Annotated in this window: 25 protein-coding genes; 7 read left to right on the top strand and 18 right to left on the bottom strand. The window is 61.0% G+C overall.

Features of this window, described 5'->3' with window-relative positions; all coding sequences use genetic code 11:
* Positions 1–51: 51 nt before the first annotated feature.
* Positions 52–708: a DUF305 domain-containing protein gene (locus ACBG85_RS05730; protein WP_372026516.1), complete on the bottom strand. Its 657-nt coding sequence runs from the start codon at positions 706–708 to the stop codon at positions 52–54.
* Entirely contained in the window at positions 705–2,270 is a 1,566-nt protein-coding gene (locus tag ACBG85_RS05735) for an LVIVD repeat-containing protein (RefSeq protein WP_218694934.1), read from the bottom strand. Before ACBG85_RS05735 ends, ACBG85_RS05730 begins: the two co-directional genes overlap by 4 nt.
* 178 nt (positions 2,271–2,448) lie before the next feature.
* Here ACBG85_RS05735 and ACBG85_RS05740 point away from each other — a divergent pair, with 178 nt between their 5' ends.
* Positions 2,449–3,036 (top strand): TetR/AcrR family transcriptional regulator, encoded by a 588-nt coding sequence (locus ACBG85_RS05740; protein ID WP_223304676.1) that lies wholly within the window; start codon positions 2,449–2,451, stop codon positions 3,034–3,036.
* Positions 3,037–3,081: 45 nt separating this feature from the next.
* Positions 3,082–4,218, top strand: a complete 1,137-nt coding sequence (locus ACBG85_RS05745; protein WP_047269279.1) for a GIY-YIG nuclease family protein — start codon at positions 3,082–3,084, stop codon at positions 4,216–4,218.
* 80 nt (positions 4,219–4,298) lie between these two features.
* On the opposite strand, the gene ACBG85_RS05750 is transcribed toward ACBG85_RS05745, so the two are convergent.
* The 4 genes from ACBG85_RS05750 to ACBG85_RS05765 form a co-directional block, all read right to left on the bottom strand.
* Positions 4,299–5,516 carry a Dyp-type peroxidase gene (locus ACBG85_RS05750; protein ID WP_063314931.1) on the bottom strand — a complete coding sequence of 406 codons (1,218 nt, stop codon included), beginning with the start codon at positions 5,514–5,516 and terminating at the stop codon, positions 4,299–4,301.
* Entirely contained in the window at positions 5,509–6,009 is a 501-nt protein-coding gene (locus ACBG85_RS05755; protein ID WP_063314930.1) for a copper chaperone PCu(A)C, read from the bottom strand. Before ACBG85_RS05755 ends, ACBG85_RS05750 begins: the two co-directional genes overlap by 8 nt.
* A 25-nt stretch (positions 6,010–6,034) precedes the next feature.
* Positions 6,035–7,465: a PepSY domain-containing protein gene (locus tag ACBG85_RS05760; RefSeq protein WP_063314929.1), complete on the bottom strand. Its 1,431-nt coding sequence runs from the start codon at positions 7,463–7,465 to the stop codon at positions 6,035–6,037.
* A gap of 108 nt (positions 7,466–7,573) precedes the next feature.
* Positions 7,574–8,104 (bottom strand): hypothetical protein, encoded by a 531-nt coding sequence (locus ACBG85_RS05765; RefSeq protein ID WP_007734626.1) that lies wholly within the window; start codon positions 8,102–8,104, stop codon positions 7,574–7,576.
* 220 nt (positions 8,105–8,324) lie between these two features.
* On the opposite strand from ACBG85_RS05765, the gene ACBG85_RS05770 reads away from it, so the two are divergent.
* Together ACBG85_RS05770 and ACBG85_RS05775 are read left to right on the top strand one after the other, a co-directional pair.
* The gene (locus tag ACBG85_RS05770; RefSeq protein ID WP_058037547.1) at positions 8,325–9,032 is read left to right on the top strand and encodes a collagen-binding protein; all 708 of its coding nucleotides are present in this window, start codon (positions 8,325–8,327) and stop codon (positions 9,030–9,032) included.
* A 309-nt stretch (positions 9,033–9,341) separates the two neighbouring features.
* Positions 9,342–10,508, top strand: coding sequence for a MinD/ParA family protein (locus tag ACBG85_RS05775; protein ID WP_003945525.1), 1,167 nt, complete (start codon positions 9,342–9,344; stop codon positions 10,506–10,508).
* 40 nt (positions 10,509–10,548) lie between these two features.
* Here the strand turns inward: ACBG85_RS05775 and ACBG85_RS05780 are convergent, their stop codons facing one another.
* The 3 genes from ACBG85_RS05780 to ACBG85_RS05790 form a co-directional block, all read right to left on the bottom strand.
* Positions 10,549–11,583 carry a hypothetical protein gene (locus tag ACBG85_RS05780; RefSeq protein WP_007734628.1) on the bottom strand — a complete coding sequence of 345 codons (1,035 nt, stop codon included), beginning with the start codon at positions 11,581–11,583 and terminating at the stop codon, positions 10,549–10,551.
* A 201-nt stretch (positions 11,584–11,784) separates the two neighbouring features.
* Entirely contained in the window at positions 11,785–12,867 is a 1,083-nt protein-coding gene (locus ACBG85_RS05785; RefSeq protein WP_003945574.1) for a M48 family metallopeptidase, read from the bottom strand.
* A 77-nt stretch (positions 12,868–12,944) separates the two neighbouring features.
* The gene (locus ACBG85_RS05790) at positions 12,945–13,148 is read right to left on the bottom strand and encodes a hypothetical protein (protein WP_003945456.1); all 204 of its coding nucleotides are present in this window, start codon (positions 13,146–13,148) and stop codon (positions 12,945–12,947) included.
* Positions 13,149–13,293: 145 nt separating this feature from the next.
* Between ACBG85_RS05790 and ACBG85_RS05795 the strand changes: the two genes are divergently transcribed.
* On the top strand, positions 13,294–13,449 hold the full coding sequence (locus ACBG85_RS05795; RefSeq protein ID WP_003945912.1) for a DUF6131 family protein: 156 nt from the start codon (positions 13,294–13,296) through the stop codon (positions 13,447–13,449).
* On the opposite strand, the gene ACBG85_RS05800 is transcribed toward ACBG85_RS05795, so the two are convergent.
* The 3 genes from ACBG85_RS05800 to ACBG85_RS05810 form a co-directional block, all read right to left on the bottom strand.
* The gene (locus tag ACBG85_RS05800; protein ID WP_054187961.1) at positions 13,443–14,621 is read right to left on the bottom strand and encodes a glutamate--cysteine ligase; all 1,179 of its coding nucleotides are present in this window, start codon (positions 14,619–14,621) and stop codon (positions 13,443–13,445) included. The genes ACBG85_RS05795 and ACBG85_RS05800 overlap by 7 nt on opposite strands.
* Before the next feature lie 1,165 nt (positions 14,622–15,786).
* A complete protein-coding gene (locus ACBG85_RS05805) occupies positions 15,787–17,193 on the bottom strand; it encodes a serine hydrolase (RefSeq protein WP_063314927.1) in 1,407 nt (468 codons plus the stop codon).
* A gap of 184 nt (positions 17,194–17,377) precedes the next feature.
* Complete coding sequence (locus ACBG85_RS05810; protein WP_047269285.1) at positions 17,378–18,265, bottom strand: class I SAM-dependent methyltransferase; 888 nt, start codon at positions 18,263–18,265, stop codon at positions 17,378–17,380.
* A 384-nt stretch (positions 18,266–18,649) separates the two neighbouring features.
* Here ACBG85_RS05810 and ACBG85_RS05815 point away from each other — a divergent pair, with 384 nt between their 5' ends.
* Positions 18,650–19,135 (top strand): RNA polymerase subunit sigma, encoded by a 486-nt coding sequence (locus ACBG85_RS05815; protein ID WP_372026525.1) that lies wholly within the window; start codon positions 18,650–18,652, stop codon positions 19,133–19,135.
* A 44-nt stretch (positions 19,136–19,179) separates the two neighbouring features.
* On the opposite strand, the gene ACBG85_RS05820 is transcribed toward ACBG85_RS05815, so the two are convergent.
* From ACBG85_RS05820 to ACBG85_RS05835, 4 genes are all read right to left on the bottom strand, one after another.
* Positions 19,180–19,950 carry an SDR family oxidoreductase gene (locus ACBG85_RS05820; protein ID WP_312638582.1) on the bottom strand — a complete coding sequence of 257 codons (771 nt, stop codon included), beginning with the start codon at positions 19,948–19,950 and terminating at the stop codon, positions 19,180–19,182.
* Complete coding sequence (locus ACBG85_RS05825) at positions 19,947–20,534, bottom strand: helix-turn-helix domain-containing protein (RefSeq protein ID WP_312638581.1); 588 nt, start codon at positions 20,532–20,534, stop codon at positions 19,947–19,949. The genes ACBG85_RS05820 and ACBG85_RS05825 overlap by 4 nt, the downstream gene beginning before the upstream one ends.
* A gap of 51 nt (positions 20,535–20,585) precedes the next feature.
* Positions 20,586–21,113 carry an SRPBCC family protein gene (locus ACBG85_RS05830; protein ID WP_054781433.1) on the bottom strand — a complete coding sequence of 176 codons (528 nt, stop codon included), beginning with the start codon at positions 21,111–21,113 and terminating at the stop codon, positions 20,586–20,588.
* Positions 21,114–21,227: 114 nt separating this feature from the next.
* Positions 21,228–22,415 (bottom strand): zinc-dependent alcohol dehydrogenase, encoded by a 1,188-nt coding sequence (locus ACBG85_RS05835; RefSeq protein ID WP_042452468.1) that lies wholly within the window; start codon positions 22,413–22,415, stop codon positions 21,228–21,230.
* Positions 22,416–22,596: 181 nt separating this feature from the next.
* Between ACBG85_RS05835 and ACBG85_RS05840 the strand changes: the two genes are divergently transcribed.
* Positions 22,597–22,743 carry a hypothetical protein gene (locus ACBG85_RS05840; protein ID WP_003945804.1) on the top strand — a complete coding sequence of 49 codons (147 nt, stop codon included), beginning with the start codon at positions 22,597–22,599 and terminating at the stop codon, positions 22,741–22,743.
* A 139-nt stretch (positions 22,744–22,882) separates the two neighbouring features.
* Here ACBG85_RS05840 and ACBG85_RS05845 read toward each other — a convergent pair whose 3' ends face one another.
* Both ACBG85_RS05845 and ACBG85_RS05850 read right to left on the bottom strand, forming a co-directional pair.
* Positions 22,883–23,521 carry a PAS and ANTAR domain-containing protein gene (locus tag ACBG85_RS05845; RefSeq protein ID WP_037132380.1) on the bottom strand — a complete coding sequence of 213 codons (639 nt, stop codon included), beginning with the start codon at positions 23,519–23,521 and terminating at the stop codon, positions 22,883–22,885.
* 168 nt (positions 23,522–23,689) lie between these two features.
* Complete coding sequence (locus ACBG85_RS05850; protein ID WP_204856212.1) at positions 23,690–24,565, bottom strand: haloalkane dehalogenase; 876 nt, start codon at positions 24,563–24,565, stop codon at positions 23,690–23,692.
* Positions 24,566–24,621: the final 56 nt, after the last annotated feature.

Raw genomic sequence — 24,621 nt, forward strand, 5'->3', positions numbered from 1 at the left:
TCCTTCTGTAGTTCGCAGGTCGACACCTATGGTAGTCACTGCACATGCGGGTCAGTGCAGTGGTTGTGCCCCACGTTGTTCGAGCATCAGCGTCATCAGCCCGGATTCCTGACTCTGGGTGTTGATCATGTCGCGGGCGGACTGTTTCACCGGCCCGCTCTCGAGTAGGGCGTCGGCGGCCTGCGCCATGGCGATCCCGCCACGGTGGTGGCGTTCCATCAGTTGAAGGAAAAGGACCTCGGCGTCGAGCCCGCGAGCGCTGCTCAGTTTCTCGAGTTCTTCGGTCGTAGCCATACCCGGCATGGAGTCGGTCTCGGTGTCCAGCGTTGCCGGGTGATGACGAGAGTCGCCGGCGCCGCTCGGCGACGCCTCCATCCACGCCATCGGCGTTCTACTGTTCGGCGGGACACCGTCCAACCTCAGCCAACCGAGCATGACACCGATTTCCGTTCGTTGAACATCGTCGATCTGCTGGGCCAGTCTCGTCACCGCCGGGTCCACATCGGGACTCAGACGCGCGAGAATGAAGAGGGCCTGTTGATGGTGGGCCGCCATGTCGTGCACGAATCCGATTTCGGTTTCGCTCAGAACAGCTCTCTGCGTGTGGTTCTCGGGTGCGAACAGGGGACGTAGTGCTGCGCCGAGTACGAGCAGCATCAGTGCTGCAGCCACGAGTGCGACGGCTTTGACCGCTCGCGGTGCCGTCATGATCCCACGGTCGTCTTCTGGTCAGCCGGTGGTGTGTAGACACCGTTTTCGAGTTGCATGGCAACAAAGCCGTTGTCGGCGCACGTCGCCCACAACGTGGTCCCGCGCCATTCGGGCGGGGAGAAGCACCAATCGGTCGAGATGTCGCCGAGAGCGACCATGCCCGACCGCGAACTCAGTGCTTGGCCGGGGTCGAACTGGCCCTGCGCGATCGACTGCGCGATTGCCGGGGTGCTGAGAACGGGTACCCCGATGAGCGACGCGAGAGCGTGTGGCGAGTTGGCGAGTTCGAGATTGCCGCCGGTCCGAGCAGGTGGGTTGAAGTACGCAATTTCGTGGACGTCGAAGGGATCTCGAACATCGAAGACCCGAATCCCGCTCGAGATCCATCCACATGCCAGCGCCGTCGGGTCGACCGGGCGATCTGCCGAACAGTAGTGAGATTCGTACGCGAACAGCGATCCGCCGGCAGCAGACGCCAGCGCAGCGTCTTGATTCTCCGGCAGATTGATTTCGAGCTTCACTGAATTGACGACCGACGGTTCGTCGTCATCGGAGACGTCGATCAATTTGACTCCGCCGGAACCACCTTCGTCGACGGTGAACAGGTACGGCGAACCGTCGTAGGTGACCGGAATGCTGTGTTGGGTGGCCCACCCGTCGGTCCACGAGAGCTGGGACAGTTGGCGCACCCGAGGATTCGGGACGCGGCGCTGAACCTCACTGATGTCGAGGACATGTATTCCGCCGAGATTGTTCGACAAGTACATGCGATTTCCGTCGGGACTGATTCCGAAGCCGTGCGTCGACAACCCGATGAGGTCCTGCCAGACGACGCGTGGGTTGGCGGGATCGGTGAGATCGACGGCGCTCACCACGCCGGGAGCGGTGCCGGAAGACCAGTAGGTGTTCCCGTCCGGTGAAAATCCTCCCTCGTGATTGGTGATGGGCAGCAGCATCCCCAGATCGGTTCCTGGTCCGGGGTTGAGTAGTTTCGGGTGCGCGCAATCGGAGATGTCGTAGACCGACATCAGGCCGACGCCGGTCAAGAGCGGAACGCCCGTGCCCACCAGCAGCTTTCGCGCGGTGTTGACCTTGAGGCTCTCCCACGTTCCGGCCAGCATCGCGGGTTCGGTCAGCGTGGCGGTGAGAGCGGGATTGGCAGGATCCGATACGTCGAGAACTTGGACGCCCTGTGCGGGGCCCAGGAGGTTCCCGGGGAAGAAACTGCCGACGTACGAGCAGTGTTCGAAGTTGGTGGACGTGATCCCGCCGCCGCGACCCGAGTAGCCGCCGATCTGAGACATGTTGCAGCTGTAGCCGTCTCGGCTGCGTCCGCTGTTTCGGTCCTCGGCCGGAACATCACCCTGCAACCCGGTCTCGGGCATCGATCCCGGGCCGCATTCGGCGCGGCTTGCGGCGGTGGAAGCGACACCCGGATTCTCGTGGATCGAGCCCGGGGCAGTGGCGGGCTCAGCCGACGCGACGCACACGGGATGGACGGTGATCAAGGCGACGAGTGCGATGGCAGATCTGGTTCTGATGGTCGTGAACGATTTCATCGAGTCCAACTCCCGGTGCGGGATTGCCTTTCGTATCTCACGGGCAGACGTATCTCACGGACAGGCAGCACGGAGGGCAGGCGCGTGTTCGAGCGCTCACGACGATCGGGTCGGGGTGTGAACCGGTGTCGGGCCGCAACCAACCGGACAATGCTGTCCGGTTGGTATCGTAGTGTGCGTGACATCGTCTGGCCGCGTCAATAGCGGATCTCTCAACAGAGGGCCGAGAGATGCGGCGCGCAATCGTGCGGCACTCGTCTCAGCAGCTCGTGAGGTGTTCGCCACTCAGGGTTTTGCTGCTCCGCTCAGCCTGATCGCCCGCACGGCCGGCGTCGGTCAGGGCAGCCTCTACCGGCACTTTCCCACTCGCGAAAGCCTCGCACTCGCGGTGTTCGACGAGAACATCGTCGAGCTGCAAGATATGGCTGCCGATCCGGATTCGACTCTCGACGATCTTTTTCGATTGTTGGTAGACCAGATCACCACCTCCATCGTGTTCGTGGAGGTCATCAAGCCCGTCTCCTTCGGCGACTCACGACTGAATTCGGCAGGCACCCGCCTGACCGATCTCCTCGAAGGACGCCTCGAGGAGGCGCGTCGAGCTGGGAAGATACGCGAGTCCGTGACTGCTGAGGACGTGATCCTGGCGATCGCCATGTTCGCCGCGATCATGGAACGGACTGCCGAGAGCTCGCGAAAAGAAGTCGCGCACTCGGCCTGGAACCTACTTGTGCAGGGACTGGCCGGGCCGGCAGCGGCGGGCTGAGTCGCGTTCGCCTCGCGTCTCGAGGTGATCGCCTAGGCTCGTGGCATGGCTATTGTCTGGACAGTTCCTCGCGCTATCGGCTCCACTTTGCTCGTTGCTCCGTTGATCAAGGAGTTCCTTGTCGAGGGTGACGGCACCCTCGATGCAAAACTGACTGCGGTCGGTACGGTCTCTGCATCTCTCGAGAAGCAAGTCGGCCGCACGTTCACCTCGATCAGCGCTGCTTCGGCGGCAATCTTTTCCGGTGCTGCCGGTTCCACCAGCGTGCCAGACGCACTACGTCTGGCCGTGATGCGCACTCTGTCCACCGAGGTCGTCGTCAGGAAGCCCGCTCCGCAGCCGTTCTCCGAGAAGGTCGGGAAGAGGCTGGGGCAGTATGTCTTTGCTTTGCGTGACCCGCGTAACGACCAGGTGTTCCATGTCGGGCACGGCACGGGAAATCAAGTATTCGCGCCGGTATTCGAAGCGCTCGGTGAACTCGCGAACCTCGAAGGAGCGGACGCTCCGGCCGAGTCGAATGCTGCTGTGACGGCAGCCAAGATCGCTCGGATCCGCGAGATCTACGACGCAGGTTCGGCGGTGGAGCACTTCGTACTCCTCCGCTCGGTCTCTGCCGCCACGGATTCGGCCGCCACTACCGACGAGGTCGTCCGAGGCATCGTGGAAGCCTTGCGGATCACCGACGCGGGAGAGGGTCTGACCAATCTCGCAGGCGATACCTCGGACAAGGACGCCCGTGCGACGCGCGTCGAGGAACTCGCATTGCGCTACTCGGCTGATCCCGCGCCGGAACTCCCGACGCCGAGCATCGTCCTCCACGTACCGGCCTCCGCCCGTCCGGGAGCAACGCCGGAAGAGATCTACGAACTCGCGCGCGCCGAGTGGTCTGCCGGTGCGGCCGTTCGTGCCGAGATCGGAATCCCCGTTCTGGTGTTTGCCGACAGCATCATTCGTGGTGCCTTCCGTGCTCAGTCATGGGAGGTGTCCACCCGCAATGCCGACGGAAGCCAACTGTGGCGGTTCAACGGAACCGTCGACGACGAGCTTGCTGCCAAGTACGTCGGAACCGAGGTCACCCCGCACAACGTCGGCCTGAAGAAGTGGCCCGTCAGCGGTTGGGTCACGAGGTTGACTACCGCCCGTCCAGGTGCGGTCATGCCGGGACCTCGTAAGTCCAAGTAACGCAACAACTTCAGGTAGAAGGAATTGTGGGGGCGGGATCCGTTCGGATCCAGCCCCCACAATATCGTTGCCCGGGGTTGTCAGCCGAGCAATCCGCTTCCCAGATAGTCGTTCTCGGTGCATCCCGGCGGAATGAGATACACCGCAGAACCGATCGGCGTCGTCCACTCGTTGAGTGCGTCGAAGTCACTCAATCGCTGTTGGACCGGTAGATATTGCTCGGCGATGTCCCGTTGGAATGCTGCGAAGATCAATCCCGAATTCGAGGTCTGCCCGCTCTCGGGTGCGTCGTCGTAGTTGTATGCCCGACGGAAGAACTGCTCCTTCTCATGCGTCTGGTGGGCTCGCGCGATGTGTGATCCTGGCGGGATCACCGGAATCCCGAACTTGTCCGTGAGTGTGAAATCCGCTTCGTCGAATTCGTTGGTTCCGTTGAGCGGAGCGCCATTGGACAACGTGCGCCCCATCGTGAGTTCGCGCCCCGAACGGTCGAGTTCGTCCCAGGTATCCATTTCCATGCGAATGCGTCGCAGTACCAACGAGGTTCCGCCCGCCAGCCACGGTTGACCGGCGCCGTCGTGCCAGATCAGTGAATCGAAATCCACTGTTCCCGGAGCAGGATTGACCGTCCCGTCCACTTGGCCCATGAGATTGCGCATCGTGGTTCCCTCGGGCGTGGTGCCGCGAGCGTTGCGGAATCCCTTTTGTGTCCACCGGATTGTCGTCAGTGATCGGACGTTCTTGGTCAGAACTCGCACAGCATGAGCAATGGTCACCGGATCGTCGCCACAAATCTGCAGCAACAGGTCCGACCCGCCCCATCGGTCGTCAAGTCGGTCGATCTCGTAGCTCGGCAACGGCTCGAACCAGTCCGGTTGACGTGCTTGCAATCCCAGCTTGGTGAACAGGCCAGGACCGTAGCCGACGGTCACCGTCAAGCGTGCCGGATCCACAGCCAGTTCCCGTTCGGTGTCCGCCAACGCCGGGTTGCCCGCGGTGAGCCGTGACGCATCCTCGGACCACATCTTCATGATTCCGACGACGACTGCTCGATCGGTTCCAGGCAAGAGGTCGAACCCGATGAAGGTGCCGTGCGCTTGCGGCGTGGTGTCGATGCCGGCTTGGTGGACTCCGTAGAACGGTTCCACCAGCTTGCCTGCTTGCTGCTCCTGTTGGCTGCGCTCGACCACTGTGGTTGCGCCCCAGGTTATTCCCGCCACGCCGAGCGCGGCGGCGCCTCCTCCGAGAAGGCGCCGCCGACTGACTGCTCGGCTGGGCGGGTTCGTGTTCTCAGCCACCGTGATTCGGGTCGTAGTTCTCCTGATTACCGGAGAAGTCGCGAATCTGGGCTGTGAACGTGGTGCTGGAACCGTCGTCGTAGATCAAGGTGAGGTCGGTTTCTGCGCCTGGGAGCAGCGGCGCGGACAGGTCCATGAACATGAGGTGGTCACCGCCCGGGGTGAGGGAGGCGGACCCGTTGGCAGGGACCAGGAAACCGCCGTCCTTGGGACGCATCGTCATCGTTCCGCCGTCGCCGGTCACGACTTCGTGCAGTTCGAGTCGAGACGACGCGGGGCTGGTGGCCGAGACCACGCGTACGTCCTTGTCACTGGAGTTGACGAGTTCGGCGAACGCCGCGCTCATTCCTTCCTGCGCGGCCTTGACCCATTGATCCTGAACTGTGATGGATTGTGCAGCTTCGGTTTCCTTGTCGGAGTTGGAAGAACAGCCGGTCAGGGCGAGAGCTGCGGACAGTGCAACAGCTGCGAATATCTTTGTGCGAACAGTCATGTGTGTCTCCGTAATTCGTGAAGTGTCAGGTGGTGGCACGGCGTTTGAACGCCGCAAGGCACAGGTCGATCAGCAGGAATGCGAGAAGGCTGATGCCGAGTAGCGGAACGAACCAACCGACCAACGCCGTGATCGCGACGAGCGCAACGAGGCCGACCGGGGAGAGGTTGCGGATTCCGCCGCGGGCAGGAACCCGGCCGACTGCCCAGTCGGAGCCACGAGTGGGGCGTCGGCGCCACCACATGATGTAGCCCCGAATGACCACGCTGACCAGTGCGAGTGCCAGTGCGGCGAGTGCGATCTGGTTGGCAAGACCGAACAGCAGGCCCATGTGGAGTTGGATTCCCCAGGCCGAAAGTTTGGCTGCGAGTGGCCAATCCGAGAACCACAACTCGTCGGTGACCTTTTGCGTCGCTCCGTCGATTGCGATGGTGTTGTTGCTGTACACCCAGGGCTGACGTGTCTGGGCGACGGTGAACGCCGTCTCGGCGTTCGCGGGTATCGATACTTCGACAGGACCGGTGATCCCGTTGTACCTGGCGATACCGAGGACGGTGTCGACGCGTCCGACGTTGGTGTCCGTCAGCGTGCCGGTGGCGGCAGGGGCCATGTCGTGACCCTCGTGCCCGCCTGTCGCCGGAGGGGGAGCGTCGCCGAGAGTTTTCACAACTGAGGGCGTCGTCCAACTCAACGCGGTTCTCAGATTGCTGACGTTCTCTCCGGCGTAGGTCGACCACGTGAGGCCGGTCGCCGAGAGGAAGACCAATGCAACTGCTATCCAGATGCCGACGACACCGTGCCAGTTCAGGGTCCGGCTTCGTCCGGTGGATGCTCGGTCGATCGTGAGCAGTCGAGCGTTCCGGGCGGTGCGGTAACGACGGAACCAGAGGTAGACACCGCCGAGTGCGACCACCCACATCCACGACGCGGCCAATTCGCTGTAGAGGCGGCCGGGTTCGCCCAGATGAAGGTGGCGATGCAGTTGGGAGATCCAGGTTCGCAGTGGCAGCGAACCACTGCTTCCGTAGACCGCCAACTCGCCGACCGGCTGTGCGAGCACCGGATCGACGAACACGGCGAGCCTCTCCGATTCGCCCAGTGACGGATCGGTGAACAGGACTCGGGTGGTTTCGCCGGCAGCAGGGGACGGACGTACTGCCGAGACCGTCAAGTCGGGGCGGTACTGCTGAGCGGAACGGATCTGGTCGTTCAGTGACGCGATCTGTCCGGTGGTGTCGGTCTGGAGGTAGTCGCTGTAAACGAACTTCTCGATGGTGGGTGCCATCGCGTAGAGGCCACCGCTCAAAGCGGCGATGAGGATGAACGGTCCGATCAGGACGCCGGCGTAGAAGTGCAGACGCAGGATCAGTGGTCTGGCGCCGCCGACCTGCTTCTTCGGGGGAGAACTGTCGTTGGACGCGCGCGTCTGTGCGCGCTCCAATTCGGGTGCGGACATGCGTGTACTCGATCCCGCTGTGCGCCTTTATTAACCGCGGGCGGTTAATAAAGGCGCACAGCAAAGTGGCGCACGTAATCACGTGCGTGAAAGGAAAGGGGAGGTGAGTTACACGAATGCCGGTGGGCCGCGAGTGCCCAGGCCTGAGGTGAGAAGTTGACGTAGAACAACTTTGGCGCGGTATCGAGTACGTGCAGCGAACGGTGACGGTTCAGCTGCCCACGGGCGCAATAGAACGGCGACGATTGCCGCTACCGTCGATGCGGCCACGACGTATCCGCGTTCTGCGCCGCGGATCAGCACTGCGCACACTCCGACGGCAGCGATGTGTGCTGCGAGCATCGGAAGGGACAGGAGCAGGCCGTGTTGATGATCCGAAGCGATGGTCAACGTCGCGTGACCGATGGCCTGACCCGCAGCGAGCATGAGGGCGAGCAAGAGCGCGGGGGAGCGACGGGTGTCGATGGACGTGACCACCGCGCCGACGCTCGCGCAGGCGAGGATCAGCAACACGACAGCGCTTTCGGACGGGGCCATGCCGCCACCACCGAGCGCGTGGGCTGCGACGGAAACCGCGCCGGAGGTGCCGCCCACGAAAGCACCGCGCAGCTGCGCGACATCTTTCGGACCCGGCGTCATACGCGAAAGGATACAGGCGCCTACTACCGGGCTTAGTAGGTGATCGGTCGGGATCGTTTCGGTGGCCGACCGACGAACGCGCTAGGTGGGAGATTTGTCCGATTCGCCAAACTTTGCCGAGGACCGGGTGAAACAAACGTGACGGTCATTTTCCGGTGCCAGACTTGGCTCTGGTCGCCGGCAACGGGTCGACGGCAGGGCAAACACATAGGAGAGTTTCATGAGGCGTCGATTCTTTGCGATATTCGCCCTGATGGGTGCGTTCGGTCTCTTCCTGTCTTCGGTGGCCTCGGCGGACCCGGTCACACGCTCCGTGTCGGGCACCCTTGTCAACTCGTGTAGCGATACTGGCGATCCGGTCGGGATATGGATGGTCGTATGGGATGGCTCGACGCAGATATCCTCGGCCACTGTCGGGGTGGGTGGCGCATACACGATCACGAACGTTCCTCCGGGCAATTACACGGTCAGTCCATACTCGCCGGCTGGATGCGGATCCGTACCCGACAGGACGGCGGTAGATCTGACGACGTCCGACGCGACCGGGATCGACTTCGAGTTGGTGAAGGTGTTCAGCATCGTCGGAACTGTCACTGGGTGTCCGGGTGCTGACGGGGTCGGCGCGTCTGACGTGACGTTGAATCTCCTCGATGCCGGCACGCAAATCGCGACGACAACGACGGATGATTCCGGTGACTACTTCTTTCAGTACAAGCCGGCCAAGGACGGCTATTCCGTAGAAGTGGTTCCCGGCAGCGGATGCGGTGCCGATCCAGCAGCAATTCCGGTGAATCTGAGCACGAATGACGTCACCGGTGTCGACTTCGCGCTCACTGCCGACGGCTGCGATACGGGCAGTTCGTTCGGAAGTGTGGATCTGTCGACGATTTTCGGAAGTCTCGGTAGTTCGGAATTCTGCAGCAGCTGAACACTTGTCCATGAAGGGAGGGTGATCGCCGAGGCGATCGCCCTCCCTTTTCTCGTTTGTTACCAAGGGATTTGCCCTGACATTGCGGAAGGCTGTTTCTAGCGGCAGATGAAGATATCTGTGCCGCATATCGTTACGACGTTCGTATTTGCTGAGATCGGCACAAGCTTGGGGACCAAAGTCATCGAAGTGCGGGTGTAACGGTCTGTTGTGCCACGACGGTATTGAGCAGAGAACGGCAAGCCCGCCAGAGTGATAGCGTCCGAGAGGCTATGTCCGAAATGATTCCGAACTCGACCTAGGAAAACGGTGCGCAGCGATAACAACGGTTCGAATAACGGAGTCCTGGGGAACAACTCCGGAACGACTCAGGGCGACGGCCATTTCGACGCGTCCGACGACGGCTATGCAACGTCGATTCGAACCGTCACCTTCACACCACAATTCGACGAGCCTGCAGCAAAACCGTTGCCCAGTCAGCGGATGCGCCAGCAACGTCGTGAAGAGCCGACCGATTTCCGGACCTCGACGCCCAGGCCTATGACCTCCGTCGACGACCTGGACATCATCAAGCGGGCGAAGCGTCCACCCGAACGCGGTTTGGGCAGTGTGTTGTTCAAACTCACCGGGGGCCGGATCAACACCGGGCAGTCGGCTGCCGAACTCGAACACCAGGCTCTCGTGCGCCGTGCCAACCGAACGGTGCGCGGCGTGTACAAGATTGCTTTCATCTCACTCAAGGGTGGAGTGGGGAAAACCACGGCGGCCAAAACTGTCGGTTCGACGTTCGCATCGATCCGTGGGGATCGAATCGTAGCCATCGACGCCAATCCCGACCTGGGGACCCTGGCTGATCGCGAACGACGTGAACATCACCTGACCGTTCGTGATCTGTTGGCCGACGGTGACATTCGTACGTACAGCGATGTTCGCTACTACACCTCGCAAGGCGACAGCCGACTCGAAATCCTTGCGAGTGAGGCAGATCCGGAAACTTCGGAGTCGTTCAACGAGCAGGACTACCTCGATACTCTCCGAATTCTCGAGGTGCACTACAACATCGTCATCACCGACTGTGGCACCGGAATCATGCACTCGGCCATGTACGGAATTCTCGACGAAGCAGATGCTTTGGTTGTCGTCAGCCCGACGGCTCAGGATGGTGCCCGTAGTGCTGCAGCAACGCTCAGTTGGCTGACCAAGCACGGATACGCAGATCTGGTGAGCAGGTCGGTCGTGGCGATCAATTCGACGCGGCCGGGTTCGTCTTCGCTCGACCTCGATCAACTCGAGGACGTTTTCGCTCAGCGTGGAGTGCGAGCGGTCAAGACGTTGCCCTACGACGATCACCTGGGCGAAGGCGGTCCGATCGACTTGAAGTTGTTGAACAAGCGCACGGCACGGGCATATCTGGAACTCGTCGCAGCAATTGCCGATGGGTTCCCGGACTCGGTGGGCAAGCACGCTTCTCGATAGAACGTGCTCGCCACCGAATCTGATCAGCAGGCTCCGGCGTTCAAGGGTGTCGAAGTATCGCGCCGTATCCGTCGGCGAGAACGAGGCGTTCGTCGATCTGTACCAACTCGGTGCCGGTCCCGATTGCGATGTAGGGGAGTACGCGATCGGCGGGCCCGATCAACTCTCCACTGGTGACTTCCTTGTCGTCAGGATCGGTGAGCAGCAGCGTCTCGACCTTGCCCTGTTCGAGGGCGTCGAGGACGCGTGCGGTCCCGTCGATGGAGAGGCCGGAGTCCCGGCCCTGCTCGGCGACGTAGCGTTCGGTTTCCACATCCATTCTGCGCAGTCGCTGCGTGTCGATCAGTTCACGAATCGACTTGGACACCTCGGCGGGTGTCGAACCGACTGAACGCGAACCCTTTTCGACGTCCACCACCCGTAGCGTCGACGGCAAAAGCTGTGCAAAAGCTTTGCGGGATTGTACTTCTCCGATGACAACCACCAGCGCGACCTTGTGTTCACGGGCGAGCGCCGCCGCGCGCTCCACAGCCTGAGTCAGGTTCTTCCGGATATTCTCCTCCACGAGGCTTTGGCTGTCGGTGTATCGCTCCTGACCGCCCACGTGTGCCTTGTGGACCGGGAAGCCGTCTCCGTCTACCGTTTCGCCGTACACGTCACGCCCGCGAGCATCGCGCACGCACAGGTCCGCGCCGGTGTGGTCGACCTTGGCGATGAGGAACGGTTCGGTGTCGTATCCGTGTGCGATCAGTGGAATCAGGTAGGGCAGTTCGCCCAAGGTCGCGATAGTGGAGCCGGCAGGTTCGAGCAGAATATCGTCGATCAGTACTGCCTCGGAAGTGGCGACGATCGCGCGTCCGGCGCGACCTGAGATGCCGTGATGGTTGTCCTTCACCTCGTCCAGTCGTGCGATCAGCGATTCCGATGCTCCCTGTTTCGTGAGTTGATTGCGCATCGAGCGCCATTCGAGTTCGAAGCGCTCGCGCGCATCTTCCCGGTTACGGACGTCTTCGAAGTACACGGAGGCAAACGGGCCGTCACTCGAACCGACCTTCTTCAGTCGCCCAGCATGCATGTCGGCTCCCTTCTGTAGTGGTCCTATGCCGCGTACCCGACAACCGGTGATTCGACACGACCGCTTTCAGTTCGCACGTTTGTTCGACTGCTGGTACTGTCTGTGAACGTGAGGGTGGTGCAGAGGGAAGCCTGCATCATCTTCACGCCAAGAGCCCGGGACCTGCCGCCGACTGCCTTCGGCGGCAGGTCCCGATTCTGCTTACTCGGCGTCGTCAGTGCCCTTCGACCTGTCGGAACTCTTGCGCCAGTGGGTGAATCGTTCTTTGATGTCCGACGCTACATCGCCGACGCCATTCCCCACGGCGCCCACCGCACCGCCCAACCCGCTACCGATGTCGCGCACCATGCGGATCAAAGGGTCCTCCGACTCGTCGAAGTTCTGCTTGTAGGTCTTGGCTGCATTCTTGAACTCGTCGCTGATCTTCGCTCCGTCGTCATCGCCGCGACGGGGGTAGTTTCCGCGCAGAATCGCGGCGTAGTCTCCGCTGTCCACCCACTTCTTGAGCTCGGCGGCGCGAAGCACCGAGAACGGGTGAGAGAGCAGTTCGATGTTGAGGAGCTTGAGTACACCGTCGCGGAGGTCGCCGCTGGCGTCGTACTCGGCGGCCTGGGCAAGAAACGCGTCGATGTCGATTTCACTGACTCGGGATCCGCCCGCCAATTTCATCTGGACGCGAATCGCGGTGTGTACGTCCTGCCCGCACAACAGTCCGGCACGATCACCGGACAGTTCTGACTTGCGCTGCCATTCCATGAGGGCGGCGATGATCGCGCGCAATGCCCATCCGCCGACGGGCAGCCATCCGATGGTTCCGGCCAGTCGCATCAAATGCATCAGGATGGTCCGATACACAGCATGACCGGACAGCGCGTGGCCAAGTTCGTGGCCGATGATGAACCGCTGTTCCTCGTAGTTCATCACGTCCAATAGGCCGGTAGTGACCACCATGAACGGCTTGTCCATGCCGATGGTGAAGGCGTTGACCATCGGGGTCTGGAGTACGAACAGCTCGGGTGTCTCGTCGGCCTGCAGGATCTCGACGCAGTCACGGCGCAGGTCGTTCAGGTCGCTGAACTGGCGTTCGTCGACTCGCACCGACGTGGCGAGGTACATGAGGCGGTGCTGACGTTCTTGGAGCAGTCCGGACAGCGTCCGCAGAACAGTGTCGAACCCCCGAAGCGTCCGGAGCGTCACCAATGCAGCCCGATCGGCTGGGTGTTCCCACGCACGCGAGCTGATGTCCGGGAACTCGATTCGGGTGCGATCTGGTGCAGTGGTCATGGTGGCCCCTCACTTCGATGTGTGTCGACTCACCTCCAGGGTAACGACTAGTCGGTTTAGCGTGGATTTCCGGCAGCTCACTCGGTGGGCTGGGGGAGCGTGCAATCGGTGACTTTGGGGTTGACGCCGAAGTAGTTCAGCGGACCCGCGATGACCGTGAGCGCGATGGTCCCGACGCCGGCGCAGTTGGTCGGCGAACTGCTGTAGTAGCCGCGTTGGCCGGCCGCGACGGCCCCGACTATCAGCCAGATCAGAACGATCAGAGTCACAATTCTCATCATGGCGGGCTCGATTCTTCAAATATTATGGTGCCCAGCGAAATACCCGGTCAGAGTGGGTATGAAACGCTGTGCCGACGGGTATCCACGGTGTATGCGGCTCGAGGCGGGCGTATCCGCCCGAGTGAACGCACTGAAGGAGCTTGTGATGATCATCCTCGGCGTGATCCTGCTGATAATCGGTTTCGTGGTGAACATTCCGATCCTGTGGACGATTGGTGTCGTCTTGCTGGTGATCGGAATCATCCTGTACGCGCTTGGCGCGGCCGGGCACGCCATCGGTGGTCGGCGGCATTACTACTGATCCGTTGTCGGCTCGTCGTGCGTATCCGTGCCAGTCGGCGCGGTCGGTACGGTGCGCTGAACGGCACGCGCAATCAGTTCCCGAAGGCAGACCTGGCGCAGCGTTCGCTGTTGCCAGTCGCTGCCGTTGCCTGTGACTGACTTGAGCTGCAGCGCCGACTCCACGCTCGCGTACTCGCCTCCCTCGTCTAGGGAGTCACGGACATGGATCAGGAGCCGGTGCAACAGTTCGGTGGCTGAAATTCTTTGTGAGGTAATCGGATCGATCGACGCTCCCAGGACGCCTTCCTTCGCGGATACCCAGGTTGCGAGGCGGAGGCTCTCGAGGGAAATGTTCGGAGCCTCGATGCCCCGGTCTATCGCGCGTAACGCAGTTGCCACCAGAGCCCGTCCAAGGGTTGCAAGTAGCGCTGCATCCTCTGCTGTCGGCTGAACGTCGCAGACTCGGATCTCGACGGTCGGTAGGTGGCAGGAAGGTCGGATATCCCAGTAGGCCATCCGCTTGTCGAGCATCACGCCGCAATCCACCATCTTCGCAACCGCGGTGTCGAAGTCCCCGGTGGTCTCGAAGTACGGCGGCGGCCCGGCGACTGGCCACCTGGACCATTGGATCGCCCGCCAACTCGCGAAGTCGGTGTCGACTCCTTGGTGGACACGGGAATTGGCGCTCAGTGCCAACAAGGCGGGCAACCAGATGCGCACGTGATTGCAGACCTGCACGGCCTGTACTTGATCAGCGACGCCCACATGTATGTGGCAACCGCAGATGCTTTGTTCGGCAGCGAGGGCGCCGAAGCGTTCGCCCATCCGGCGGTAACGAGGCGAGTCGCTGATCTCGAAACGCGAAGGCCCCGAAAGCGGTGCGCCGACGGCCAACAGCCTGCAGCCGTTCAACTCGGCAGCTTTTGCCGCGAGCCGACGCATGTCGGTCAAGTGGGTTCGGAGTTCGTCGATGCCATGGCACACGGGAGAGTTGGTCTCGACTTGGCAGCGGGACAACTCGAGCTGAAGATCCAATCCCAGTGTCGACGCGGTTTCCGCAACCGCAGCATTGTCGGTGGACGGCAACCAGGAGGTCGGGTCGACGAGGATGAATTCTTCTTCGACGCCGACGGTCGGGGTCGTCGATTCGTGGCGGCCAGCGGTGGATTCGGTCGAGCAGGTGGCGCCCATGCTCGCGTCTACCCGGTCGGTCGAAGGCGGAAACCGACCCGAGGAAGCCCCGTTCTCGTCGGGAGAACGGGGCCTGTGGTCGGCCTTGCCAACATCTCGGAAGCGTCAACGAGTCCTTGCACACCGTATGAATCTGGGGACTGGCGTGCCTGGGAAAACGTACTGTGTCGGACTCGGTAAAACGAGACCCCAAGGCATGTCTCACCCCCTATTTCACCCTCGTGTGGACTTGTCCGCACACCCTTCGCCGAGTCGCGGATCATGACCTGGCGGCCTGCGGTGGTGCAGTCTCGGTTTTATCCGTGGGGCCGCCGTTATCGAGCAGATTCCGAGAATACGAACCCATCTAAACTAACGTCCAGCATTCGGATGTGACGTTCTGGCGGAGTGTGTGGGTTCGGTGAGTCAACAGATAATTGATCAGTTAATCGCGTGCACAGCATCCGGAGAAGTTGTGGAACTTTCGAACTGGTATTGCGTTTCACCAGCGCAAATCTTCAGTGGTCATGGGTAAAATTCAGAAGATGGGAGAAAGTGCCTGGGATTGTGTTGCTACCGGTTCGTTATCGCAGACGAGTGTCCACTATGTGCGTGGATGACGACTCTTGAAGGCGGGCAAAACTGCGTGTCAGCTGTGTCGGAGCTTCCTCTGTCTTTGTGTTCTTGGATTGAGAGTTTCACCAGGAATATCTTTCGTGATCGACGCGCCGGGAAATTTTTCTCAAGATTTACCCACTTGCGAATTGGGGAAATAAGCGGGTTGCGGAAGACCGAAATATTGCGGGTGGGAGCTGTTATTTCCGGTGATTTGCCCATATCTTGCTGAGTGACGTATTTGCAACCGAAGTGTCGCGCGGTCGAGAAATAATGCTTTTCATGCTTTACATTGGAAATTGCAAGATGCACGTTTCATCCTCAGTGTTAAACGAAAGGACGAACGCAATGGGTAGCTTGGAAGATTTCGACATCGCGGCACTTCTTCAGAAGGTCATCGCATTCTTCGACGGATTCTCGTCGGACGAGACCGAGACCCCCACGGGCTAAGACTTAGCGAAGCCGCTGTGCATCCGGATGACACTGGATGTGCAGCGGCTTCTCTGTATCCGGCGCCTTCATCGGCGAAGGCAATGAATCGGCGTGCGTGGTTTCGGCCCGCCACTGGGCACTAACTGGTTGCATCCGTCTGGATCAAGAGCATCGCGTCGTCGACCGGATCGAAGTACAGAGCCGGGTCGGCAACCAGTGCAGCGTCGTCACCATGAGTTTGCATGGTGACAACCCAGGCACGATCGTCGTGTTCCACGTAATAGGCACCCGCGAGGACCCCGATGGAACTGCCGCCCTTGAATCCGCCGTAAGTGAACCATTTCGCGGACTCGTCGCTGAGCGCCGGATCCTCGGCGAGAATGTCTCGAACCGGTGCGCCGCTCTCGGTCTTCGCCTTCTCTTGCAACGTGACCAACGCGGCACGCAGGTCGGCGGGCGAGGCGAACCAATCGATGTCGAAAGGCCAAGCGGGGGTGGTGAATGCTGACGCCGGGATGTCCACCAGGCCGCCAGGTAGTGCCGCGAGTATCGCTCGACGCTCGTCCGGAGTTCCGTCGCGCCAAGCGATACGTTGTGCGCCTTGGTCACCCCAGCCGAGTTGGAACAGTGCGCGGGTCGGCTTGAGCGGGATGTTGAGCGAAGGATTTGCCATGCCCATCGGGGCGAATTCGGCTTCTACCTGCTCGCGCCCGACAGCAGCGATCAGCATGTCGGTGGCGGTGTTGTCGCTGATCGAGATCATCTTGCCGGCGGTATCTCGGACCGTGACTCCAGTTCCCGATGGCAGGTCCTGCATGGTCCCGCCGGGCATCGATTTGAGGTCGTCGGTGATGGTGAGCTTCTGATCCCAGGAGAGTGTCCCGTTCTGGACGGCCGTCGCGACCGCGCCGAGAACGTACAGCTTGATCGTTGACCCTGTGGGCTGTGGTGAGGTGTCGCCGACACTGAAGACTTCGGCGTTCTTTCCTTCGGTGACCTCGGTGACGGTCAGATTGGTCGGCGCGGGAAGCGCTTTGACAGCTGCCTCGAGTTCTTGCCAAGATGCGGCCGGCACATGAACGTCCTTGGTCGGTGTGATCGCCATTCCGAGGATCAGCCCGTTGCCGTCGACGACGACGTTGACGTCGAACGCACCGCCGGTGGTGCTGGTGATGGAAACTGTGCCGTCGGAGTCGCCTCCCTTGTACTTCACTGTTGTCCAAGGCTGTCCGGCTCGGATGGAGTCGAAGTCCGGAGGTGTCAGGACGACGGGTGCAGTGGGCCCGAAGTGTTCGGCGATTTCTTCCTGGGTCAACGGCGTGCTCGTGTTGAACGCACTGAGAAGCCAGGTGATCTGCTTGCCGACGGAGCTGTCAGGGATCGTGACCGTAGCGGGTGCCGCGGTGGGGGAGGTCTTTGTGCTGTTTTCAGAGGTTTGTGCGGAATCAGTCCCGGAAGTACATGCGGCGAGGGCGAATACCGCTGCGGAGGCAAGTGCTACCAGCGCGAGCGGGCGGCCTTTCCTGCGTGTGTGTTCGAGATTCATGGACTTATTTCATCAGCATCTTCTTCGGCGCGCGTCCGTCTGAGGTGTAGACATACTCAGCCTGAGGTACTGAATCGCTTCATCCTGGAGTACCGTCAACCACTTGTAGTGGTGACACGCGCCTTGCCGCTGGACAAATGGGAGAAAGGCTGCACTCGAAGAACTTTCGTGATGACTGCGAGAGCTAGTTCTTGGTCGCGGCCAAAAAGGACGGTTGCGTTGACAGCGCTGCGATTTCTTCGGGGAGTTCGGGGATCCGACGATCGTACAGTTCTGCCAACTCGACCGAGCTGAAGCGTCGGACAGTCCAATTGTGTTCAGCCAACCACTGGCCCGGATCGGATCGCTTGTCGCTGTAGAACAGTTGCGAAATGTCCAGGTCTCCGAACGGGTCCTTGGCGAAGTACTTGGATCTGATGGCCGCAAGCTTGCTCGGGTCGGTTCCGGCCGGAAAGTCGTTCACCGCCAAGCGACTACCGGTGGCCGAGAGTTCGTCGATCCGCTCGAACAGGGCGTCGTGGGCCGGGCCGGGGAGATAGGCGAGCAGGCCTTCCGCCGACCAGGCTGTGGGTTCGTTCGGGTCGAAACCAGCCTCCTCGAGTGCGGCCGGCCAGTCGTTTCGCAGATCAGTAGGCACAGTGCGTCTATCGGTCTTCGGCTGGGCGTCGTGCGCAGCGAGCACTTCGGCTTTGAACTCCAGCACCTTTGGCTGATCCACTTCGAATACCGTCGATCCTGAGCTCCAATCCAGCCGGTACGCACGCGAATCCAACCCTGCTGCAACGATTACCGCCTGCCTTACTCCGGATTCGGTTGACGACGAGAAGAATTCGTCGAAGAACCTGGTTCGCAACCCCATGAAACCGCCGAAGGGGGTGTCCTCGAGGAGCGTGGGATCTTTCAGAAGAGCTGTGAAATGCGGCTCGGCTGCAGCTTCTACGAACCACGATGCGAACTTGTCTTCGATGATCGCGTCCGGACGGGTGCTCTCCAGTGCTCGGAACGTTGCCACTGCCAGCGCGGTAAGTCCGACGCTACTGACGATGTCCCACGTATCTCCATCGCTCCGCATTGTCTGGGTGTCCTTCCGCTCTTGACGACTGAGCCGAACTCTCTCGACCCTACGCCCGTGTGACCCCTCGTCGCCTGGAACGGAACGGTCGGACTTGGAGCAGCAAATACACGCTGACCGGATCGAAAAATTCTGCAGTGCAAGGCGTTCGGTTTGAATCAGCATCCTGCCAGGAATTTGCCAGGTCAGTGCCAGTGAGCGGCAAGGATGCAGGACTTCACTGGGGTGTGCCTCAGGGCTGAGAGAGAGCCTCGAGAATCCTTCGGGCAGGGGATTGATCGTGGCATGACCATCCGCCGGAACCACTTCGTGGGACCGTTCGGTTCCAGCTGATCTCTCGGACCGCACAACGAATGTCCCGTCGAGAAAGAGAGATGTGAGCCCATGTTGCAGGAAGGCTCGCTGGATGTATTGGCCGCCGCGGCGCGGAGCGGTAGCCGTGAGTTTATGGCCAGTTTGTATGCGGCGTTTCGTCCGATGGTTGTGCTGCGGTGCCGCGCCGAGCTTGATCGGGCCGTTTCCGATTCCGCCGCGGATGCCGCGTGCGTCGCCGTTCTCACGGCAGTGTGCGACGGATCGGAGACGTATCAGCCTTTTCTACGCGTGCTGTACGCGAGTACAAGCATCGCGATTGCTCGGGCGGCATCCGACGGGTTCAGCGGTGGATCGCTCCCGCCTCCGACAACGCTCCCGATTGTCGAACGCGATGTCCTGGTGTTGCGGCTGATCGTCGGGCTCGATACAAAGGCGACCGCAACGTCGCTTGCCCGTACGACAGACGAGGTGTCACTCGACCTGCATCGGGCGCTGCGGCGACTGCGAAAGTTGTCTTCTCCGAATGCAATCAGAGAGAGTTTGGTATTCACCTGAGGGCGTTCGGAATGCGCAGATTCGGGCGGGAACGGATCCCTGCCTTACTGGCCGGCGATGTATTCGATCGACGGGCCGGCAGTCCAACCGCCGTCGACGGCGATCTCGGAACCCGTTGTGTACGAGGCATCGTCGGAAAGCAGGTAGGTGACCGCGCCGACCAACTCCTCCGGGCGACCGACACGGCGATACGGATTGTTGGGGAATGCGCCCTCTTCGAGGCTGATACCCGTCGGTGCAGTCATGGGCGTCAGGACCATGCCGGGGTGAACCGAGTTGACCCGGATCTTGTCGCGGCCGAGTTCGACGGCGGCGATCTTGCTCAGCCCACGCACGCCCCACTTGGCTGCGCCGTAACCGCTGGTCAGGGCCATGCCCATCAGGCCGGCGGCCGAGGAGATGTTCACGATGGATCCGCCGCCGGCTGCCTTCATGACGGGCACCACCGTGTGGATACCGGTGTGCACGGACACCAGGTTGATCTGGATGATGCGCTGGAACGTCTCGAGTGGTTCCTCGGCGACTGTCTGGCCGGACGCCGAGATTCCGGCGTTGTTGACCAAACCGTTGATCGCGCCGAACTCGGATACCGCGTACTCGGCGGCGGACTTCCAAGACGCTGGATCGGTGACGTCGAGGTGAACGTAACGCGCTGCGTCGCCGAGAGATTCGGCCACTGCTCGACCGTCGTCGTCGAGTAGGTCGCCGATGACGACGCGGCCGTTGCCCGCGACGATGCCGCGGGCAAACGCCTCGCCCAGGCCGCGTGCGCCGCCGGTGACGAGAACGATTTTTCCGGAGAGATCCTGAGTCATGATTGTTCCTTACCTGTTGGTGTTGCGAGATATGGCTTCGAGAACGCCCGGAGCGCGCGGGTGATGGCCTCGGGTGCGGGCGTCCGGAGGTCTGCCATCTCACGCAGTGCGGCCACTACCGCAAGTGTTGCCTGGCCCGAAGCCGCTGTGGTGTCGAGCGAGGTTTCCGGACGATCGATCAGGCGTGCGACTTCTGGGCGAATCAGTTCCATCGTCTCGAAAGTTGCTGATTCCCAAACTCTCCGGAGTGCCGCATCACCGAAGATGATGGGCATCAGTGACCGGGTCATCGGCTCGAAGGACTCGCCGACCGATGCGATAAAGGCATTCTTCACAGCCGCTGCGAGCCCGAATTCGCGGGCTTGCGCGCTGAGTGCCGTGGCCAGACTGCGGTTTCCCTCGTCGAGCATCGGCCAGATGCTCTCCTCTTTGGTGGCGAAGCAACGGTAGAACGTTCGCTCGGAGATTTCTGCCCGATCGGCGAGCTCCGCGATGGTCGTCGAAGTGTCGCCGCGTTCGACGAAAGCGGCAGCACAACTCTGCGAGACGCGGAGAAGTAGTGCAGTGCGGCGGGCTGTTGCCATATCCGCACTGTACCAAAAGTGGCAGAAACTGCCACAAATGGTGTCGGCCGGTCAGCCGACGTTGCCTTCGATTCCGGAAACCTCCTGCTCAACTGCGTTCTTGAGGTTCAGGAGCGTCTTGCGGATGTTGCCGCGCTGAAAGTCGGCGAAGGTTTTTCCTCCGGTGGCAATTTTGTCGAACATGTCGGCGGCGAAGTCCGGCCAGCCGCGCCTGTCGTCGGTCCACGTTTCGGTAACTCGGGTTCCGTCGGGCACCGGCGAGAATCGGTACTGCCAGGTTGCGATAGAGGCGGGGATCCGGGGAGTACTGAGGCCGATCTTGTGAACACGGAATTCGAAGAGCTTCCCGGCCTCGGCAGCGGTGACTGTGCATCGCGTGGTCCACTGCGCGCGCCCACGCTTGTTGTGCCCGTCGAACTCCATGCCCAGGAAAGCGCTTTCGCGGGCTCCCCGCAAGGTTGCGCCTATGTTTTCGGGACTCCAGGCACCCATACGAGTGGGATCGCTGATGACCTCGTAGAGGGAAAGCGCGTCGGAGCTGACGACGATGCTGTCGGAGACGGTAAGTTCGCGAGCCATTTCGGTTTCAGGTTCTTTCTGTCGAGCGTGTGTGAGGTGTGAGTATGACGATCGGTGGTTTCGCGAACAAGATGCGGACGTGGCGGATGAACCGTCGACCTGATCGGCGTTGAACTACAGGTGCGGTTTCAGTTGGATCTTGACCGCGCCTTCCTGCTTCTTCTGGAAGATCTCGTAGGCGTGTGGCGCCTGATCGAGCGGCAGCTGATGGGTGGAAAAGGTGTCGACGCCGAGTGGGTCGTCGTCAGTGAGCAGGGGCATGATGTCCTCTACCCACTTCTTGACGTTCGCCTGGCCCATCCTGAGCTGAATCTGCTTGTCGAACATGGTCATCAGCGGCAGCGGATCAACCATTCCGCCGTAGACACCGATCAAAGAAATGGTTCCGCCGCGCCGAACGATGTCGATGGCCGAATAGACAGCGCCAAGGCGATCGATTCCTGCGTTACGCATCGCAGGCGCGGCAAGAGCATCGGGAAGGAGTCCGACGAACTGCTGCGCGAGCTTTCCGATCGGAGACCCGTGCGCTTCCATACCGACAGCGTCGATCACCGAATCGGTTCCGCGGCCGTTTGTCGCGTCTCTGATGGCATCGCCGATCTTGCTGCCGTAGTCGTCCAGGTTGAGGGTCTCGATACCGCGTTCGGCAAGGCGCGCAAGGCGTTCGGGTACACGGTCCACACCGATTACTCGAAACCCCTTGTGGTGGGCGATACGAGCCGCCATGTCACCGATCGGTCCGAGGCCGAGGATTGTCACGGACCCACCCGGCGGAATGTCGGCGTATTCGACCGACTGCCAAGCGGTGGGGAGCACGTCGGAGAGGTAGACGAATCGCGAATCCGCGGGACCTTCGGGAACTTTGATGTGTGTGAAATGTGCTTGCGGTACTCGGAGGTACTCAGCCTGCCCGCCGGGCACCGAGCCGTAGAGCTCGGAGAAGCCGAACAATGCTGCGCCCGTTCCCTGATCGCGGACCTGCGTCGTCTCGCACTGTGTGTAGAGGCTCGAATCGCACATGAAACAGTTGCCACACGAGATCTGGAACGGAATGACGACGCGGTCACCTATCTCGAGATTCGTGACTTCCGAACCGACTTCTTCGACGATGCCCATCGGTTCATGGCCGAGAATGTCACCGGCATTCATGAACGCACCCAGAGTCTCGTACAGGTGCAGATCGGATCCGCAGATATTCGTCGTGGTGACCTTGATGATTGCGTCGGTGGGTTCGACGATCTTCGGGTCCGGAACCGTATCGACGCTTACTTTCCGTTTGCCTTGCCAAGTCACTGCGCGCACTGGGATCGACCTCTCATCGTGGAAATGCTGTTCGCAGTCACCTGCCCGAAAGCACTGAAATGCAAACAAAATCGGTGAGGGTTGCGAGAAGTCCTGAGCGCGTTAGATTGAGATGGAGCTGGGTCCCGGTCTCTTTGCGCCGGCTCCAGGACCGAGACGACGAGATGATGAGGACGATCGCATGACCGACAAAGACGACAACGACCAGTCGCCCAAGGGCGGGCACCCAGGACCCGTGGACAAGGGCGGCGACGGGGGAATGGCAACGCGAGAACAGGCGCCTGAACTGGTCGAGGAGACCTCCGACGAGAAGTCTGACGACGAGTAGTTTCCTTTTACTCCGCGTTGGGTAACAACGGGGATAGGCCGCATCGGACCGTCCCGGAATCAATGCGGGCGAGGTTCCTCGAGGTTGAGCAGCCAGCCACGGGAACCGCCTTAAGTAGATCCCTCAACCCTGTTGTCATTCAACCCTGTAACAGCACGTGATCGAATCGGGTCCGCAGTAGTGTCGGGACCCGGAAGTCGTCAAGCGTTCGAACTATCAACTGTTCGGCAACATCCCGGAGTTTCACGTTGGTCTCTTGAGAACGCCACACGAGGATGTCGAAGGCGCGATCGGCCGAAATGCCGTAGATCACCATGAGCATGCCTTTGGCTTGCTCGATTACTCCGCGAGAAGCGGTGATTTCGTTGACCAGCACGTCGACAGACGCTTTCACCGTACTGTCGAGGGTTTCGGTGACGTCGATGTAGAAGCCTGAGCTGCCGACCACGGCACCCGACTCGTCCACGACGCTGTCGCCGACGACGATTACCGAGTGAGTGTCCCCTGCAGTGTCGATGATGCGGTGGCGGCTGCTGAACGGTCCGCCTGAAGTGCGGATGGCGTGCAGTGTCTGAGCAACGTGTCTTCGGTCGTCGGGATGCTTGTGCGAGAGCATCAATTCTGTCGTCGGAGCTACTTGGTCGGGTTCGTATCCGTGAATCCGTGCAACTTCGTCCGACCACTCCCACCGGTCGCCGTTGCGGTGATAGAGAAAGCCGCCCACCCGGTGTGGAGCCCCCGATCCTGACGTTCGCCCCAACCCGTCCTCGTTCACCACACACGCCCCCTCGTTCTCGACCTCGTCCCAACCGGCGTACTCGCCAGTTAGTTATATCGGACAAATCCGGCGGAGGTGGTGTCGGTCCCATATTTCGGAGCATCGTCTGGATCGCTACCGCATGGGTCGGGGAAACCGGCGCTCAGAGTACTTGGCGACGGTCCCACGTCACTCGCGGTTGAAACAGTGTTGCCGCTCTGTCCATTCGGTGATCGCCGCCGCGATGGCCGCAGGCTGATCCTCGGGGGCGAGATGTCCTGCGGGACCGCACTGTTCCACCTCGAGATTTGCGATATTCGATCGGCTCCACGTGACTTCGTCAGGTCCGATCATGAGAAGTTCTGCGGGGCCGCTGAAGGTGAGAAGAAGTTTGGGTACGTCAGTGCTTTCTGCGAGCCAATCGCTGTACGCCGCCACACGTGCATTCACGTCACCGGGAGTTCCTTCGATGGGGAAGGATCGTGGCCACTCGAGAAGGGGTCGGCGACTCTCTCGTGACGGATAAGGGGAGCGATAGGCCTCGGCATCGGTTTCGGTCATTTCACCGAGAACCGTTCTGTGAAGCGCTATTTCGAGAAAGAAGTTCTCGTCGAGTACCTTCGTCTCTCCTGTGTCGGAGTCCCTCAGAGCTTCCACCCGTGCCCGTGCCTCTCCCGGGAAGTGTTCGTCCCAGGTCATCGGACGAAGGATCGTTTCGAAGAAGGCCACACCTCGGACGCGATCGGGGTGGCGGGCAGCCCAGTCCAGTGCAAGTGCCCCGCCCCAGTCGTGTCCGACGAGTACGACGTCGTCGAGTTCCATCTGGTCGAACCAGGCGTCGAGGTAGCGGGCGGTGTCGAGGAAGCCGTAGTTGATTGGCGGTTTGCCTGACCGCCCCATTCCGATGAGGTCAGGGGCAAGTGCGCGGCCCAGATTTCCTATCTGCGGCAGGATGTTTCGCCACAAGTGCGAGGATGTGGGGTTTCCGTGGATGAGTACGAAGGGTGGTCCTTCGCCGCGCGAGCGGTAGGCCATGGTCGAGTCGAGCACGGGAATTGTGGGCATTGCGACTCCTCAAATAGTTTCCATATACTCTAATTGAGATAGTAGCCATGTATTCT

It is taken from the genome of Rhodococcus sp. NyZ502 (assembly GCF_041464245.1).
Classification (GTDB): domain Bacteria; phylum Actinomycetota; class Actinomycetes; order Mycobacteriales; family Mycobacteriaceae; genus Rhodococcus_F; species Rhodococcus_F qingshengii.

Excerpts from the sequence above, each read along its gene's own strand:
- ACBG85_RS05785 (WP_003945574.1), bottom strand. The coding sequence starts at position 12,867 with ATGACCACTGCACCAGATCGCACCCGAATCGAGTTCCCGGACATCAGC.
- ACBG85_RS05815 (WP_372026525.1), top strand. The coding sequence starts at position 18,650 with ATGTTGCAGGAAGGCTCGCTGGATGTATTGGCCGCCGCGGCGCGGAGC.
- ACBG85_RS05790 (WP_003945456.1), bottom strand. The coding sequence starts at position 13,148 with ATGATGAGAATTGTGACTCTGATCGTTCTGATCTGGCTGATAGTCGGG.
- ACBG85_RS05800 (WP_054187961.1), bottom strand. The coding sequence starts at position 14,621 with ATGGGCGCCACCTGCTCGACCGAATCCACCGCTGGCCGCCACGAATCG.
- ACBG85_RS05795 (WP_003945912.1), top strand. The coding sequence starts at position 13,294 with ATGATCATCCTCGGCGTGATCCTGCTGATAATCGGTTTCGTGGTGAAC.
- ACBG85_RS05780 (WP_007734628.1), bottom strand. The coding sequence starts at position 11,583 with ATGCATGCTGGGCGACTGAAGAAGGTCGGTTCGAGTGACGGCCCGTTT.
- ACBG85_RS05825 (WP_312638581.1), bottom strand. The coding sequence starts at position 20,534 with ATGGCAACAGCCCGCCGCACTGCACTACTTCTCCGCGTCTCGCAGAGT.
- ACBG85_RS05760 (WP_063314929.1), bottom strand. The coding sequence starts at position 7,465 with ATGTCCGCACCCGAATTGGAGCGCGCACAGACGCGCGCGTCCAACGAC.
- ACBG85_RS05755 (WP_063314930.1), bottom strand. The coding sequence starts at position 6,009 with ATGACTGTTCGCACAAAGATATTCGCAGCTGTTGCACTGTCCGCAGCT.
- ACBG85_RS05820 (WP_312638582.1), bottom strand. The coding sequence starts at position 19,950 with ATGACTCAGGATCTCTCCGGAAAAATCGTTCTCGTCACCGGCGGCGCA.
- ACBG85_RS05840 (WP_003945804.1), top strand. The coding sequence starts at position 22,597 with ATGACCGACAAAGACGACAACGACCAGTCGCCCAAGGGCGGGCACCCA.
- ACBG85_RS05730 (WP_372026516.1), bottom strand. The coding sequence starts at position 708 with ATGACGGCACCGCGAGCGGTCAAAGCCGTCGCACTCGTGGCTGCAGCA.
- ACBG85_RS05765 (WP_007734626.1), bottom strand. The coding sequence starts at position 8,104 with ATGACGCCGGGTCCGAAAGATGTCGCGCAGCTGCGCGGTGCTTTCGTG.
- ACBG85_RS05770 (WP_058037547.1), top strand. The coding sequence starts at position 8,325 with ATGAGGCGTCGATTCTTTGCGATATTCGCCCTGATGGGTGCGTTCGGT.
- ACBG85_RS05735 (WP_218694934.1), bottom strand. The coding sequence starts at position 2,270 with ATGAAATCGTTCACGACCATCAGAACCAGATCTGCCATCGCACTCGTC.
- ACBG85_RS05805 (WP_063314927.1), bottom strand. The coding sequence starts at position 17,193 with ATGAATCTCGAACACACACGCAGGAAAGGCCGCCCGCTCGCGCTGGTA.
- ACBG85_RS05810 (WP_047269285.1), bottom strand. The coding sequence starts at position 18,265 with ATGCGGAGCGATGGAGATACGTGGGACATCGTCAGTAGCGTCGGACTT.
- ACBG85_RS05745 (WP_047269279.1), top strand. The coding sequence starts at position 3,082 with ATGGCTATTGTCTGGACAGTTCCTCGCGCTATCGGCTCCACTTTGCTC.
- ACBG85_RS05830 (WP_054781433.1), bottom strand. The coding sequence starts at position 21,113 with ATGGCTCGCGAACTTACCGTCTCCGACAGCATCGTCGTCAGCTCCGAC.
- ACBG85_RS05850 (WP_204856212.1), bottom strand. The coding sequence starts at position 24,565 with ATGCCCACAATTCCCGTGCTCGACTCGACCATGGCCTACCGCTCGCGC.